The following is a 14,825-nucleotide window of genomic DNA, read 5'->3' as shown; positions in this document are numbered from 1 at the left end:
CTTCATTTTCAATTTTGTCATGAACCAAACAAAATATCTTGAATGTATAACACTACAAGCCAAGACACTAATCCCAAACCAATAGAAATACTTAAAGACATTGAGTACTTTAAAGATAAAGCAACTAACAATAAAAGTACTGCTGTTGCAGGAAACCCCCATAATACTCCAAGCGCAAAGTTACTTAAATTTGTGATTTTCTCTCCTTGAACACTTAACCAAAACAAGCTTAATAAGCTCACTAATGGTAACGCTGCTATAATCCCACCATACTTAGGAAAGTACCTTGCTACTTCAGTTACAGCGCCAATGATTATGGCTGATACCATGACTTTTGTTAAGAAAAACACTTTACTACTTCCTCTCTGAGTAAAGAAAACGCTTGTTCAACCTGTGTTTTTTCCTCAACAGAAAGGTTTTCTAAAACTTTGTTTAACTTTAACTCATCTAAGTGTGTATGTTTATGAAGTTCTAACTCTCCATTATCAGTTAACGAAATAACAACTCTTCGTTCATCGTATGAACTCCGTTTTTTAATCACTAATCCTTTACTAGCTAATCTTTTTATATGTTCAGAAGCAGTATTATGAGTGACACCTAGTAACTCTGCCAAATCACTAACCGAGCAGTTACCTCTCTTATTAATATGTTGTAATAGCCTAATCGCTTGGTGTGATAAGTTTTCTAAATGTGTATAGTGCAGCAAATAATAAATGTCGGTCCAATTCTTATTTATTTCTTTTGCAATACTTTCATTTTCCATAGTTTACCTCCTAACAATTATATCTTATATTACGATATAATCGTCAGTCAAGATGTTTATTCAAAAATAGAATGCAACAATTACCTTGTTGCATTCTAGAACTTATAATTAACGTAATTTCACTAATAAATTCAACGCTTGTTTTGTAGAAATTAGTAACTCCTCGTTATTTTTCTGTACTCTCAACTCATAAATCTTTTTTGACTTATCATTTGTCACTTCAACGTCCCTCTATCTCTCAAGTTCTTCAAATTCTTCGTAATCCAACACTTCTATCACATTTGTCCAATGCAAAGCTGTACCAACAAAATCTCTAATATCTAGACCAGGCATTTCATATTCTTCTTCTAAATTAACTGTCCCTGTCGCATCTTCAATAAAACTTACTTTGTAGCCTCTGTCGAATGCAGCAATTGCTGTAAACATGCAACAAAATTCTGTGTTAAAGCCAGTAACATATAAATGATCTATATTTAACTTATCAAGAACTTCACTAAGCTTTGTATTGTAAAATGAACTAGGCGTCTTTTTCTCAATTACATAATCAGCATAATCGCTTAATGAATCATGTAGATCTGAACCTGATGAGCCTTTATAAAGTGGACTATCCTCCATATCATCCACTTGTTTCATAAAGATTACTGGAAGACTTTCCGCTTTAAAAGCCTGGATAACCTTTTCAATCAGAGATACTTCCTCCGAAAAGTCTTTAAAATTAACAATTCCATTTTGCGCATCAATTACTAATAGTGCTTTCATTTTATACACCTTCCTTATCTTCTTTGTAACAATCTTTATAGTTCGGTTTAAATATAAATAAACTGTAAACTACTGCAGAAATAAACATTAATGAAGCAAGACTTACAATAGTGACCCTTAATGAGATAACATCCCCTAAAAAACCAACCAACATAATAAGCGAAATTTGAGCGATGCTTTGAATGAGTTGAATAATGCTCGTAACTCTTCCCATCAATTCGACTGGAACATTGTTTTGATAAAAAGTCGTGATTCCTGCATTTAAAAAGACAAGGAAAAAGCCTAGTACAATAAACCCTGCAGTAATTGACAGAAATGACCACGAAAAAGCATAAACTAGATAACCAATAGATGACATAATCACACCGACAGCAATCATATACCTTAAAGAAAAATGCTTTGAAAATATTGATAGAACCACTCCACCAGTGACTGACCCTATACCAGTAATACTAATTAACAAACTATACTCGAATTCGGACAAACCAATAACTTGTTGGGTGAACACAACTTCCTGTGAATCCATCGCGAATGTAGCAACCATAATTAAAATAAAAGTAATATAAATAAATGATATATATTTATTTTCACTAAAGAACTTTAGTACAAGTGAAAAATCCTCTTTAATTTGGTGAATCGTCAATTTAGGGATCGATGATTTTTCACGTTCGTCTAAATCAGGTAATATAATTAAAATTAAAGCAGCTATAATAAATAAAAAACCGTTAACCCAAAGTGTAGCGTTAACACTCGTTAATAAAATAAGTGAACCACCTATGGAAGGACCAATGATAAAGGCGGATGATGATGTGAAAGATCGAATGGCGTTAAATCTTTTCCGCATGTCAATGGGAACAAGCATTGTTGTGTATGTCATAGAAGAAGGTCCAAAGAAGGCTCTTGCAATACTTAGAAATACTAATAATATGTATATTGCTACAACATTAGGTGCTAATGGTATAAACATAATAAGTAAACCACGGGCTATGTATGTCTGAATCATAATCTTTCTTTTACTTCGATAATCAATGTAACTGCCTGTCCAAAATTTCGTTAAAATGTTCGTTAATGGACCTATAATCCAAAGTAACGCAACCGCTGTAGCCGATCCAGTCATTTGATACACAATAATATTGATCGCCACAAGATAGATAAAATCTCCAACATTAGCAAGTCCTAATGAGGATAGTAGAACGATAGGATTTTTCCACTGTTGTAATCTATGACTCATCGTTCTACCCTCCATTCTAGTTATTAAACTCGTCCTTTAATAAACCCATATGGATCACGTCATACCATTTGCCGTTCCGATACAAAGCTTCCCTGGCACGCCCCTCTTCCTTAAATCCTAGTTTTTGATAAAGCTGTATGGCCGCTTCATTAAAATCAAAAACTTTTAATGAAACTCTATGTAAGTTTAGTTCCATAAACGCGTAATTTAACAATAGGGTTAATGCTTCTTTCGCATACCCTTTACCCCAATATTGTTTGTTCCCCAAATCAATAATACATTCGGCGTTTCTATTTTTATAATCCATGTTAATTAAAGATGTAATACCTATTGGAGTTTCACCATTTCTTTCTACAATGATATAGCTTTTGGAAGTGTTAGAATTTACGAGTACATTTTCTACGAAACTTCTTGTATCTTCATATGAATAAACATCTAGTGAAGGGTTAGTTGAATACATGACATCTACATCATTTCGCCATGACTGGTAAAGCTCTGTGTCTCCCAGTTCAACTTTTCTTAAATATATTCTGTTTGATGAGAACATTGTGTACCTCCTCCCTAAGATTCAATCGTGCACAACAATATGTTTCGAACTAGAATTTAAATCTTTCAATTCTTCTTTTAAAAAGCTAGGTTCTATAGTGTAGTCATTCAGTTGATCTAATGGGATCCATTTGTAAATCAAAACTTTGTTCCCTTCATGTCCAAAAAACAATTCTTGTTGAGGTAACTCCTCCTTATCAATCCCTTGAACTTTAAAGTAGAACCCAATTTCATGATAGCTAGATTCTCTGTAAGTGAAGAAGTTTTCGGCTGAACATAGTAACTTTTCAACTTGTACATCGACACCTATTTCCTCTTTAAACTCTCGACCAACAGCCTTGGAAGCCTCTTCAGTCACCTTTACTCTACCACCTGGCAAAGCCTAAAAGTCATCTTCCTTGTCTTTATGTAAAAGTACACAGTCATTATGAATTAACACACCAGCCACACGGTAGTTGAAAATTCCTGCTTCTGTTCTAAAAACTGCATCCATACAAAACCTCCTAAATTAATCATAAGATCTATTCATTAAGACAACTCGCCAACCATCTGGATCCTCAATCGTGACTCCTTTTTCTTTCCAATACTCATTTTCTGGCTCCACTTCTTCATAACCCATTCCGTTAAGACGATTTACAACTTTATTAATCTCTTCTTCATCTGTAATATAGAAAACTAACAAATTATCTTTAGTAGGCGCTGGACAAGGGCTCCCGTCAACATGACGTGTAAATTCTAAATGGCAATTTACATCTGGCAACCCTAAAATAATACCTTCATAACCACTGTTACCTTTAAATCGTTCAATTTCTGTTAAACCAAGACCATTTTTATAAAAGTCTATGACATCGTCAAATTGATCAGTTGGTCTAGCGATTCTAACTTGCGCAGCATTAAAGTCATTAAACTTCAAACCTATTAGCTCCCTTCAGCCTTTGTTCATTTTATACCGCTAACTTTCTCCAACACTATTTTAACAATATTCAAACATTTATTCTTAAAAACTAGAAAACTTTTAGTGATACAATTGACCTAATATTTCTAAAAAAGTAAAATCTAAAGAAATACTGTGGTTTATTACATACATTAAAGCGACTGTTCATAATTTACATTTAGCAAAGTCAGTAAGGAGGAATAAAAATGAATATGATTGCATTGCTGACTGCAATACTAGTCTTCACTATTGGCCACTACACGGATCGATGGTTAAGAAACAAACACGAAATAAAGGACACATTTTTTGGCGTCTTAAATTGGTTTAACAAAATACATATAGCGATTGATATTGGGATTTTCGTTATTTTTGCTTTCTTCATACTTCAAACGACGTACCCGAACAGCTTTTTCTTGGCTCTTGCAATGTTGTTTGCGTTATTAACAGGAAGGTTGTTAATGCATTATTACTATGCTAAAAGTTCAAAGGAATGGATGCTCATACTTAACCAACTGGGTATGATCATCGTACTGTTTGGGATATCATTACTTTTCACTTTAGTACTTGAAATTTAAAATAGTGACACAGTTTACAATTAGGGGGATTGTTATCTTTGAACCATGTTTTTCATGATGCCAAAACGAGATGGATTATTTTGTGGAGTGTTTTAACGTTTATAGGTTTAACTATATTTCTAAGTCTCATTAGAGTTCCACTAGAATACAGCACGTTAATTACTTCATTCGTCGCGTTGTACCTTATTCCACTATTGTGGTTTAAGACGAAGTTGCAGGATGAAGGATACCAACTTAATGACTTATTTAGAAAATCTGAAAGCAAGCTTTCAGCGAAAAGTTTTTCAAGTGCGATTGTCTTTATGACGTTGTATAGTTTGGGTGCGATCACGATTGTCATAGCGATTGTGTGGCACTTCCTATCAGAGAACGCTCGGTCATTTATTTTAGAAATTAATGAAATTGAACCTGGTTTTATGATTTTACTTTTAAACCTAGTGATGATCATCGTCATTGCACCAATTTTTGAAGAGATTATATTCAGAGGGTTTTTATTTGGTAGAATGAGCTATAAGTTTGGTGTAACGAAAGGTGTCATCATTTCTTCGGTGTTATTCGGATTACTACATGGACCAAACTTCATCGGCGCAACGTTAACAGGTATTGTGTTGTGTCTCATATTTATTAAAACGGGGAGTTTAATTATACCGGTCATCTTACATATGATTTATAACATTTTTGCTCAAGCAACAGAAATGATTCAAATAAATCTAGGGTACGGGGTACACTTACTCGAGGAACTAAGCTTTATGACTCTAGTTATTATTGGTGTAATTCTACTAACAATAGGCCTTGCTTGGTTCATTTACTTCTCAAGGAATAATTGGCGCTATGTGAAAGCAAACCAGTTCCCAATTGATTAATAAAAAAGCAGTTAGACAGCATAATAGCTGTTTAACTGCTTTTTAGTTTAAGAGATTATGCTTTTACAACTTTAATTCGATAGGACAAACAGTCTTCTAAAGATGCTTTCGGATTATACTTCAACTCATCCCAATCCATCGCACCACCAGGGAACCAATCAACAATCTTCAGCCCTGCCTGATGGCACAACCTTTCGATCTCATTAGGTTTATAACACGCTAGTGATTGTGTGTATGTGTCGTGGGGTGCGCCTTCTTCCCACCACGTGTCGACCATTCTTTGATTTTCTTGTTCATAGTCGTACTCACGCAAAACACTTTTGGACGGATCAATATACATCGTTTGCCCAGCTGCCTTTTTCCAATAAGTTGGGTTGTATATATCGATTAATCCAACGCCATTAGCCTTAAGCCACTGATTAATTCGCTTTAATAAATAAAGTTGCTCGTCATCTCCATCGACTCCAAAACCGTCGATATACAATAGGGCATCAAACGATTCATCCAAATCCACATCATAAAAGCTGTCGCAAATAGATGTGACACCCTCAGGTTCGTTTTGCTTTGCGTAATCAACTAATTCAGGAACTAACTCAACAGTGGTCACATCTTTTCCGAAAGAAGCCACTGCTTTTGCGAGATGACCATTACCAGCTCCAATTTCTATAACCGACTGAAACGGCTGACCAATTTGTTCTTCAATCTCTTTAGCCAACTCTAAATAGTGATCGCTGTACTCATGTAGTTCCGCAAACATCTCAAATTGACGTTTGTAAAAAGGCTTTACCCATTTTGATTCCATATGATTACCTCCTGTAATTTGATTTAAATTACAGGACAAATTAAAAATTCAAAACACCCATCGTACTCCCTCACTTTACAACTTTCTAAAAATATAAACATTGAGAACAAATAAACCTATTATAAGGATTCTAATCATCAACTGCTCTCCTAAAATTAAAAGTAATGCTAACAATATAAGAGCGATCGCTATTTCTAGTAGGTTTAAGAAGATTGAATTGTCTTCATTAACTTGATTAGAGACTGTTACTAAAGTAATTGAAATAAAAATTATGGCTAAAAGAACAACTGTGTTTATTTCGATTGCTATACTTAGAAAAGCTACCGTAATTAGTATTAAAATACCTAGAGTTAAATAGATATTCGGTTTTTTAACGATTGTCATTCGGACGACCCCATTCAAATTCTTACATTTCAGTCTATCGTACAAGAAACATAAGGTGATGGCAATATTTCACAAATAATTAAATGGTAAACTGGAAAGATACAACCTTGTACTCTTCCTCACATCCATTAGCCTTCATTATATTTCTCATCGGTTCATTCTCTTCCTCTGTAACTCCAAGGTACGACTTAGCATGAAAATCATGACGCAATCTCTCAAGACTAATCGCATGAAGAATCTTTCCATACCCTTTGCCTAAAAATCTCGAATGAACTCCCATCCAAAAGATTCTACCTTCATGATCTGTATTAGGCTCAATGTGAGGAAGTACAATCCCGACAGGCTGTTCATCTTCTACGTAAACGGTAAACATTTGGTCCGCCTGGTTAGGTAATTCTTGCTTCATCCCCTCTAAAAACTTTTCAGCTCTGTAATAATTAACACCCATTACTTCTGATAAAAAGTTAATTGACTTAGAATCATCTACTGACCAAATATCAGACTCATAACGAGGAAATGCGAACGGCTCTAAAGGCTTTGTATAAACTACTCTTTTACCATGAACCTTCATCATTTTATTTATTTTAGGGATATGATCAAACATTTCTGTTCGACATTCAAATAAGATATGATCATATGGCGTTTGATCTAGTTCTTTGCATAGGTTATAAACTAACATGTCAGCTTCTTTAGCTTGTTCAATATTGACATCAAACTTTTCTAATATAATCGTTCTTTGATTAATAAGTACTTGGACATTCAATGATTCAAGGTCTTTTAAAACTTCCACAGTAAACTTCCTCCTAAATAAAAAAACACGCATTTGTTTACGTTAATTGTAATCACAAATGCGTGCTTTATAAACACTAGTTTATTAGATTAGGATTTTAACCTTATGATTGGTTTCCGTTTTTCACTGATTCTGCAATGTTAACCGTACGTTTCGCTTGATGCTTAACAGCGTCTTCTACATCTTCAACCATGTTACCTTCCTGGTCGACTGTAACGCTCGTTCCGTATGGGTTTCCTCCTGCTCCAAAAATAACAGGATCTGAATAACCTGGTGCAGCAATAATCGCGCCCCAGTGCATCATCGACGTATAAAGTGATAATAATGTTGCTTCTTGACCACCATGTGGGTTTTGTGCAGAGCTCATACCACTTACGACTTTATTGACGGTTTTACCACTTGCCCATAGGCCACCTTGCGTATCTAAGAACTGCTTCATTTGTGCTGGCAGGTTACCAAAACGTGTTGGTACGCTGAAGATAATCGCATCTGCTCACTCAATGTCATCTGAAGTAGCTACTGGTACATCTTTCGTAGCTTCAACAGTTGCTTTCCATGCTTCATTCTCATCAATTACTGATTGTGGTGCTAATTCTTCAACCTTTAATACTTTAACGTCAGCACCTGATTCTTTTGCGCCTTCTGCAGCCCATTTAGCCATTTCATAATTTGTTCCACTCATACTATAAAAGATTACTGCTAACTTAACATTTGACATATTATGACTCTCCTTTGTTCTCCCAAAAACTTTATCTAATAACCCCATAACGACACCAACTTTCATTATTTTTCATAAAAATAAATGAAACCCCCTCCACTAATTAAAGGATTAATATTAACCCTATAGTGAGTATCTTACATTTAATTTATCTTGAATTCAAGATAAATTCTCATAATAAAAAAAGCTCGGGTTAGTTAAACAAAACCGAGCTTCAATGATCCAATTTCTATTATTTCGTACTTGTAAATCCACCGTCTATTCTAATGACATCTCCATTAATATATGGTGCGTCTGATGTAAGCAAGAACGTAACGAGTTCAGCCACTTCTTCAGGTGTTCCTAAGCGCTTTTGTGGAATACCTTGTTCTGCGCTTTCTTTCATTTCTGGATTATCTTCAAAGTACTTTTTAACCATTGGTGTTTCTGTAGGACCTGGGGCAACGGCATTCACGCGTAAGCCATCTTTCGCATATTCAGCGACCATGCTTTTCGTCATGCCGACAATACCATGTTTTGTCGCTGAGTAAGTGACAACTGTACTTTGACCGATGACTCCTGCACTTGATGATGTATTAACGATCGAACCTCCACCGTTTTTCACCATGACTTCAGCCACATAATGCATACCATACAAGGCACCGAGCATATTAATCTCAACAATTTTATTCATTTCATCAACATCTGTTTCTAAAAAAAGTTTTCCACTACCGGAAATTCCAGCGTTATTGAAGAAATAATCAATTGTTCCATACTTCTCAACAGCTTGGTCAACATAATTTTTCACTTCGTCAGCTTTTGACACATCCGCTTTTACAAAAAATGCATCTGCACCTGCTTGTTTAACGAGTTCAACAGTTTCTTGACTACCTTCCTCGTCGATATCGACCACAACTATATTAATCCCTTTTTCCGCCATCTGTTTGGCTGTTACTTGACCTAAACCACTTCCACCACCAGTAATGACTGCTACTTTACTCATTTGAATACCTCCTTAATAATTCCATCCATCATAAGTATTCCTTTTTTCACTGTCATTAATCAGGTGTGATGAGATAAATAAAAAAAGAGGAAACAGAATTCTGTCTCCTCTCATCATCTTTTAAGAGATAATAAACTTTTTATCTCCCGCTATTTCATTATTCTCTTCAAACTCATCAAGTAAAGCACGAACTTCATCGGTAGAGTTCGTATCCATTAACTTGTTGCGTAGCTCTGCTGATCCGCGGAATCCACGTACATATATTTTGAAAAAGCGGCGCAGTGGCTTGAACAATCTCGGTTCAAGTTCCTCTGAATATTGATCATGAAGGTCGAGCTGCAACCTTAAAAGATCAAGCAATTCTTCACTTGTATGCTCTTTTTTCTCTTTTTCAAACGCAAACGGATTGTGGAAAACGCCACGCCCGATCATAACACCGTCTACACCGTATTTTTCAACCAGTTCAAGACCTTTTTGGCGATCTGGAATATCACCATTGATCGTCAATAACGTATGAGGAGCGACTTCATCACGAAGCTTCTTAATCTCCGGGATGAGCTCCCAATGAGCATCAACGTTACTCATTTCCTTTTTCGTACGTAAATGGATAGAAAGATTGACAATGTCTTGTTCAAGAACATGTTTCAACCAATCGCGCCATTCCTCTACTTCTGTATACCCAAGTCTCGTTTTCACACTTACAGGTAAGCCGCCAGCCTTAGCTGCTTGAATAATGTCCGCTGCAACATCCGGACGGCGAATTAACCCACAGCCTTTTCCTTTTGGTGCCACATTCGGAGCTGGACAACCCATATTAATATCTATACCTTTGAAGCCTAATTCAGCCATACCAATACTCATTTCTCGGAAGTACTCAGGCTTATCTCCCCAAATATGAGCGACAATTGGCTGTTCATCTTCAGTGAAAGTTAGACGACCACGCAAACTATCTCGCCCTTCTGGGTGACAGTAGCTCTCTGTATTCGCAAACTCCGTAAAGAACACATCAGGTCTAGCCGCTTCACTTATTACATGACGGAATACAACATCCGTCACAGCTTCCATTGGTGCAAGTACGAAAAACGGTCGTGGTAACTCATGCCAAAAATTCTCTTTCATCTCAATTCGACCCCTTTCCTACAGATTTTTCTTATCTATTATTGAAACGTTAAGGTCTTCCTAACGATCGAGTAGTTTTTCAACCATTATATACTTTAATGGGTACAAGAGAAAAGTGCAAGGTAAATCGACTAAGAATAGTTTGTTCCTAGTTCACCCTTAAAGAACAGCTCGTAGTAGAGCTTATTTTACAGGAGAAAGTGCAAAAGAAGGATATAAGTTTTATTTGTAGAAACTGTTAATTAATCGTGAAAGGAGAGTGAACCAAAGTGTCAGAAAATAAGGCGATTAAAGAAATTGATGGGTTAAAGTTGGTAGGTTTTCGAGTTTTATGTTCCGGTGACCAATATATAATAACAGTACCTCCTCAAAGATATGCTGTTATGAGACACAAAGGGGCTAATTATAAGATTAGGGATACCTATAATGATTTACATATGTGGATTGAGGACAACAAATATATAAGGCTCAAAAATAAATGGCACTTAGAAAGATTTTATAGTTGGCATGATATTGAAAATGTAGACATAGAGTTATTAAACACTATTAAGTAATAACACTCCTACCAGCATTAGATAACGAGAAGTGACAATAATTGTTGGATCCCTTATGTTGATGTTGGGTAGCTTTAAAGAGAATGAAATGGAAGATTACAAACGATGACTTAGAAAGTTTTGGAGGTGTTTTTGTGAAATCCCCTATTTTAGATCAAATTGGTACAGTTTTTATCCCAGTTAGTAATATTACACAAGCACGAGACTGGTATTGTGACATATTAGGATTACCAACAGACGGTGAAATACAATTTGGCCATTTGTATGTAATACCTATGGACGGTACTGGAATTGTATTAGACAGTAAGATCTACTCTAAAGAAAATGTTTTAAAAGTTCCAGCATTTCATTTTAATACCAATGATATCGAACAAGCTTTTAGTTATATGGAAAGTAAAAAAGTTAATTTAACAACTGAAATTCAACATAATCATTTTTTTAATTTTAAAGATCCTGACGGTAATCATCTAATGATTTGTAAGTGTTAACTACTTATAATTAGCATTCTTCATATTTTGAGAAGTGGGATTCTTTTATCAAATAACTAAGGCGATATAGATAACAAAAAGGTGTGAACAACAATTCTCACTCCAAACCAACCAATTTACCGAAGAATTGCATACAGTGAAAAAGATTCTAAATCAATTAGAACCAATTCTAGACGTTACAAGTGAGCTTATAAACTTCTTTGTAAAGATTATCAAGGTTAAGGAAGAAGGAATCCCTGTCATCACATACAGGTTCTCCCTCTTCTCCACCACCGCCACACTTTCAATACGTGTTATCATTTACACTTGATACATTTTTGCTGTAGTTTGAATTTCGCGAGAAGGTGGCCTCGACTATCGAAGCATACTCGAACGGGTAATTACTCCAGCTACAGTTTCTAACCATTTAGATATATAATTAATCGATTTAAGAAGTTTTGGTTGCTACTATTCGTTACCCTTTGCTCCGTACCGTCTGTTTGACTTACTTCATACCTTAATGCATATCCCCTTAACAGTTAATCACATGCTAATGGCGCTTAAAATTCTCAAGACTTGGAAAAGAAAGGGGGAAGTGCCCTCTTTTTAAACAATTTTAGAAATACTCGTTCATTATTTTGTTGCTTAAATTCAATGTTGGTGATAAAATTTAAATTGTTAAATCTGACAAAACAACTATGAATTATAGGGATTAGGAGGATGGAGAATTTGAAAAAGTTTTTATCGGTTTTATTTATATCAACAATCGTATTGCTTGCAGCTTGTGGTACTGCAGATGAAGACGCATCACAAGGTGATACGTCAGAGGAAGAAGAAACTGGGGAATCTGCCAATGGAGAAGATACGTTGTGGCAAGATGTTCAAGAAGCCGGCAAACTTGTCGTAGGGACATCAGGAACATATGCACCAGTCACTTATCACGATGAAGATAACGAACTAACTGGTTTTGACGTTGAAATGATGCGTGAAATAGGGGAACGTTTAGGAGTGGAAGTCGAATTTAGTACGATGGATTTCGATGGGATCCTTCCTGCGTTAAGGAATGGACAGATTGATATTGCTTCTAATGATTTTGCAATCACTGAAGAACGTGAAGAAATTTTCACTTTTACAGAACCTTATAAGTTTTCGTATGGGTCGGTTATTGTTCGTTCAGACGATATGGGGCATTTCGAATCAGCCTATGATTTAGAAGGAGTTCCAGTTGCACTTGGTTCTTTAACAAGTAACTATGCGATCTTCGCAGAAAACATTGGTGCCGATGGGACCGCTTATGACGGTGGTGTCGATGCTATTTTAAGAGATATTATTAATGAAAATCAAGATGCCTACTTAAATGATGTACTTGTCCTGCATCGAACATTAGAAGGTTTCGATGATGACAGTCTAGCAGTTGCTGAACAAGTAAAGTTTCACGCAACTGAAAGTGCATTCCCAATGCTGAAAGGAAATAATTCACTGAAGGAAGTCATTGATGAAGTTCTGCAAGACATGAAAGAAGATGGCACGATTGCAGAGTTATCACAAGAGTTTTTCGGAGCAGATGCATCTGAGCCTGTCGATCAAGATGAGGTAGTTAGTTTAGAAGGAAACTAAGGTTAGTAAGAGGTACAAGGTTCTCCTTGTATCTCTTTTTATACATATGATTCATATGTTTAGATTGATATCAATGTTGGAAAGAAAGGAGGATTATGATGATTGAATGGTTCAAAAATATTCAATGGGAGCATCTTTATGATCCACAATTAGCATGGGATTCTCTCCCATTTTTATTAGATGCTGCAAAAATCACAATTTTTATAGCATTAATTAGTATGTTTTTTGCGCTTATATTAGGATTGTTTTTAGCTATGGCAAGAATGTCAAATTTTTGGTTTTTGAGGTGGCCAGCACGTATTTATATTTCATTTATGCGTGGAACTCCGCTACTTGTTTTTTTATTTATTTTATATTACGGCCTGCCAGTAATTGGTATTCAATTTGATAGTCCAATCACAGCAGGAATTGTTGGAATTAGTTTAAACTTTGCCGCTTACAATGCCGAGGTGATTCGCTCCGCATTAATGTCTGTTTCAAGAGGGCAATGGGAATCTGCAGCAGCATTACAGATGGGGTACTGGCAAACGATGCGAAGAATCATTATTCCTCAGGCAACTAGAATTGCTTTACCTCCAACCTTTAATATTTTTCTCGATGTTGTCAAAGGTACATCTTTAGCATCGGTCATTACGGTTCATGAACTGTTGTACGGGGCACATCTCATTGCTGGAAGAACGTATGAAAGTATGACGATGTACATAACCGCAGCCCTTATTTATTGGGTCATCTGTATTATTATTGGTCACTTTCAAGAACGATTAGAAAAACGCTATAACCGATATTTAAATAAAACTTAGAAAAGGGGCTGTTTGTCATGATTTATGTGAAACATTTAAAAAAATCTTTCGGTGAGAATACTGTCCTCGAGTCGATTGATTTTAGTGTTCAAAAAGGGGAAGTTGTATGTTTAATTGGCGCTTCGGGTTCCGGGAAAACGACATTACTCCGTTGTTTAAACCTATTAGAACTACCTAATTATGGTTCCATTACTATTGGGGATCAAGCGGTAAATTTCAGTGGAAAGAAACTCGAAAAAAAAGAACTGAAAGAGTTACGTAAATACTCTGGGATGGTCTTTCAAGGATTTCATTTATTTCCGCATAAAACGGTCATTGAAAATATTATTGAAGCACCATTAATCGTGCAAAGAAGGAAAAGAGATTCTTTAGTTATAGAAGGTGAAAAACTTTTAAAAAAAGTAGGGATGTTTGAACATAAAGATAAGTATCCTGACTCATTATCGGGAGGACAACAACAGCGTGCAGCTATTGCCCGATCTTTAATGATGAATCCTGAGGTCCTATTATTTGATGAACCGACATCAGCGTTAGATCCTCAATTGGTTCGAGAAGTACTTCGAGTGATAGAGGCATTAGCTAAAGAAGGCCAAACGATGGTGATCGTCACTCATGAAATGAATTTTGCAAAAAGAGTGGCCGACAAAGTATTTTTTATGGATGAAGGGTATATTGTAGAAAGCGGGAATGCAAAGGATGTGCTTGAGACACCGAAGAAGCAAAGAACGAAGGAGTTTTTGCAGTTATTAAGTGAATAATTGGGGAAAACGGGATTTTGACCGTCCATATACTTAGAATCGAATGTCCGTGTTATCATCTGTTATACGGAAAAAAACGAAGGTCAATGGTTTCGATCGTGATCCGAGTTCTTATATTATATTTCCTCCAATTGTTAACCTTTGGTGCTCGTTTTCAAGATCT

Annotated in this window: 19 protein-coding genes and 1 pseudogene; 7 read left to right on the top strand and 13 right to left on the bottom strand. The window is 35.8% G+C overall.

Annotated elements, in window-relative coordinates; genetic code table 11:
* Positions 1-17: 17 nt before the first annotated feature.
* The 7 genes from J2R98_RS08520 to J2R98_RS08490 form a co-directional block, all read right to left on the bottom strand.
* Entirely contained in the window at positions 18-350 is a 333-nt protein-coding gene (locus tag J2R98_RS08520; RefSeq protein ID WP_307068011.1) for a DUF3147 family protein, read from the bottom strand.
* Positions 338-763, bottom strand: coding sequence for a MarR family winged helix-turn-helix transcriptional regulator (locus J2R98_RS08515; protein WP_307068009.1), 426 nt, complete (start codon positions 761-763; stop codon positions 338-340). Before J2R98_RS08515 ends, J2R98_RS08520 begins: the two co-directional genes overlap by 13 nt.
* 231 nt (positions 764-994) lie before the next feature.
* Entirely contained in the window at positions 995-1,522 is a 528-nt protein-coding gene (locus tag J2R98_RS08510) for an isochorismatase family protein (RefSeq protein ID WP_307068000.1), read from the bottom strand.
* A gap of 1 nt (position 1,523) precedes the next feature.
* Entirely contained in the window at positions 1,524-2,753 is a 1,230-nt protein-coding gene (locus J2R98_RS08505) for an MFS transporter (protein ID WP_307067999.1), read from the bottom strand.
* A 16-nt stretch (positions 2,754-2,769) separates the two neighbouring features.
* The gene (locus J2R98_RS08500) at positions 2,770-3,300 is read right to left on the bottom strand and encodes a GNAT family N-acetyltransferase (protein WP_307067998.1); all 531 of its coding nucleotides are present in this window, start codon (positions 3,298-3,300) and stop codon (positions 2,770-2,772) included.
* 21 nt (positions 3,301-3,321) lie between these two features.
* Positions 3,322-3,678: an NUDIX hydrolase gene (locus J2R98_RS08495; RefSeq protein ID WP_307067995.1), complete on the bottom strand. Its 357-nt coding sequence runs from the start codon at positions 3,676-3,678 to the stop codon at positions 3,322-3,324.
* A 129-nt stretch (positions 3,679-3,807) separates the two neighbouring features.
* Positions 3,808-4,212, bottom strand: coding sequence for a VOC family protein (locus J2R98_RS08490; RefSeq protein WP_307067993.1), 405 nt, complete (start codon positions 4,210-4,212; stop codon positions 3,808-3,810).
* Between the two features lie 227 nt (positions 4,213-4,439).
* On the opposite strand from J2R98_RS08490, the gene J2R98_RS08485 reads away from it, so the two are divergent.
* Positions 4,440-4,808, top strand: coding sequence for a DUF4181 domain-containing protein (locus J2R98_RS08485; protein ID WP_307067992.1), 369 nt, complete (start codon positions 4,440-4,442; stop codon positions 4,806-4,808).
* Between the two features lie 38 nt (positions 4,809-4,846).
* Complete coding sequence (locus J2R98_RS08480) at positions 4,847-5,671, top strand: CPBP family intramembrane glutamic endopeptidase (protein WP_307067990.1); 825 nt, start codon at positions 4,847-4,849, stop codon at positions 5,669-5,671.
* A gap of 55 nt (positions 5,672-5,726) precedes the next feature.
* On the opposite strand, the gene J2R98_RS08475 is transcribed toward J2R98_RS08480, so the two are convergent.
* The 6 genes and pseudogenes from J2R98_RS08475 to J2R98_RS08450 form a co-directional block, all read right to left on the bottom strand.
* Entirely contained in the window at positions 5,727-6,473 is a 747-nt protein-coding gene (locus J2R98_RS08475; RefSeq protein WP_307067988.1) for a class I SAM-dependent methyltransferase, read from the bottom strand.
* A 75-nt stretch (positions 6,474-6,548) separates the two neighbouring features.
* Entirely contained in the window at positions 6,549-6,857 is a 309-nt protein-coding gene (locus J2R98_RS08470; RefSeq protein WP_307067986.1) for a hypothetical protein, read from the bottom strand.
* Between the two features lie 79 nt (positions 6,858-6,936).
* Positions 6,937-7,647 carry a GNAT family N-acetyltransferase gene (locus tag J2R98_RS08465; protein ID WP_307067985.1) on the bottom strand — a complete coding sequence of 237 codons (711 nt, stop codon included), beginning with the start codon at positions 7,645-7,647 and terminating at the stop codon, positions 6,937-6,939.
* Positions 7,648-7,750: 103 nt separating this feature from the next.
* Positions 7,751-8,365 (bottom strand): annotated as a pseudogene (gene wrbA / locus J2R98_RS08460) (NAD(P)H:quinone oxidoreductase).
* A 232-nt stretch (positions 8,366-8,597) separates the two neighbouring features.
* Positions 8,598-9,347 (bottom strand): SDR family NAD(P)-dependent oxidoreductase, encoded by a 750-nt coding sequence (locus tag J2R98_RS08455; protein WP_307067983.1) that lies wholly within the window; start codon positions 9,345-9,347, stop codon positions 8,598-8,600.
* 120 nt (positions 9,348-9,467) lie between these two features.
* Positions 9,468-10,466 carry a tRNA dihydrouridine synthase gene (locus tag J2R98_RS08450; protein ID WP_307067981.1) on the bottom strand — a complete coding sequence of 333 codons (999 nt, stop codon included), beginning with the start codon at positions 10,464-10,466 and terminating at the stop codon, positions 9,468-9,470.
* Between the two features lie 269 nt (positions 10,467-10,735).
* On the opposite strand from J2R98_RS08450, the gene J2R98_RS08445 reads away from it, so the two are divergent.
* The 5 genes from J2R98_RS08445 to J2R98_RS08425 all read left to right on the top strand — a co-directional run bounded on the left by J2R98_RS08445 (position 10,736) and on the right by J2R98_RS08425 (position 14,662).
* Positions 10,736-11,020 carry a GyrI-like domain-containing protein gene (locus J2R98_RS08445; RefSeq protein WP_307067979.1) on the top strand — a complete coding sequence of 95 codons (285 nt, stop codon included), beginning with the start codon at positions 10,736-10,738 and terminating at the stop codon, positions 11,018-11,020.
* 83 nt (positions 11,021-11,103) lie between these two features.
* Positions 11,104-11,508, top strand: coding sequence for a VOC family protein (locus J2R98_RS08440; protein ID WP_307067977.1), 405 nt, complete (start codon positions 11,104-11,106; stop codon positions 11,506-11,508).
* 708 nt (positions 11,509-12,216) lie between these two features.
* Positions 12,217-13,104, top strand: a complete 888-nt coding sequence (locus J2R98_RS08435; RefSeq protein WP_307067975.1) for a transporter substrate-binding domain-containing protein — start codon at positions 12,217-12,219, stop codon at positions 13,102-13,104.
* 98 nt (positions 13,105-13,202) lie between these two features.
* Complete coding sequence (locus tag J2R98_RS08430; protein WP_307067974.1) at positions 13,203-13,904, top strand: amino acid ABC transporter permease; 702 nt, start codon at positions 13,203-13,205, stop codon at positions 13,902-13,904.
* Positions 13,905-13,921: 17 nt separating this feature from the next.
* Positions 13,922-14,662, top strand: a complete 741-nt coding sequence (locus tag J2R98_RS08425) for an amino acid ABC transporter ATP-binding protein (RefSeq protein WP_307067972.1) — start codon at positions 13,922-13,924, stop codon at positions 14,660-14,662.
* The last annotated feature ends 163 nt before the right edge of the window (positions 14,663-14,825 follow it).

The sequence above is a fragment of the Alkalibacillus filiformis genome (genome assembly GCF_030814115.1).
Taxonomy (GTDB): Bacteria; Bacillota; Bacilli; order Bacillales; family Alkalibacillaceae; genus Alkalibacillus; species Alkalibacillus filiformis.
This window is presented reverse-complemented; position numbering and strand designations above follow the sequence as displayed.

Excerpts from the sequence above, each read along its gene's own strand:
- J2R98_RS08510 (WP_307068000.1), bottom strand. The coding sequence starts at position 1,522 with ATGAAAGCACTATTAGTAATTGATGCGCAAAATGGAATTGTTAATTTT.
- J2R98_RS08515 (WP_307068009.1), bottom strand. The coding sequence starts at position 763 with ATGGAAAATGAAAGTATTGCAAAAGAAATAAATAAGAATTGGACCGAC.
- J2R98_RS08450 (WP_307067981.1), bottom strand. The coding sequence starts at position 10,466 with ATGAAAGAGAATTTTTGGCATGAGTTACCACGACCGTTTTTCGTACTT.
- J2R98_RS08500 (WP_307067998.1), bottom strand. The coding sequence starts at position 3,300 with ATGTTCTCATCAAACAGAATATATTTAAGAAAAGTTGAACTGGGAGAC.
- J2R98_RS08485 (WP_307067992.1), top strand. The coding sequence starts at position 4,440 with ATGAATATGATTGCATTGCTGACTGCAATACTAGTCTTCACTATTGGC.
- J2R98_RS08505 (WP_307067999.1), bottom strand. The coding sequence starts at position 2,753 with ATGAGTCATAGATTACAACAGTGGAAAAATCCTATCGTTCTACTATCC.
- J2R98_RS08430 (WP_307067974.1), top strand. The coding sequence starts at position 13,203 with ATGATTGAATGGTTCAAAAATATTCAATGGGAGCATCTTTATGATCCA.
- J2R98_RS08475 (WP_307067988.1), bottom strand. The coding sequence starts at position 6,473 with ATGGAATCAAAATGGGTAAAGCCTTTTTACAAACGTCAATTTGAGATG.
- J2R98_RS08470 (WP_307067986.1), bottom strand. The coding sequence starts at position 6,857 with ATGACAATCGTTAAAAAACCGAATATCTATTTAACTCTAGGTATTTTA.
- J2R98_RS08455 (WP_307067983.1), bottom strand. The coding sequence starts at position 9,347 with ATGAGTAAAGTAGCAGTCATTACTGGTGGTGGAAGTGGTTTAGGTCAA.
- J2R98_RS08440 (WP_307067977.1), top strand. The coding sequence starts at position 11,104 with ATGAAATGGAAGATTACAAACGATGACTTAGAAAGTTTTGGAGGTGTT.
- J2R98_RS08425 (WP_307067972.1), top strand. The coding sequence starts at position 13,922 with ATGATTTATGTGAAACATTTAAAAAAATCTTTCGGTGAGAATACTGTC.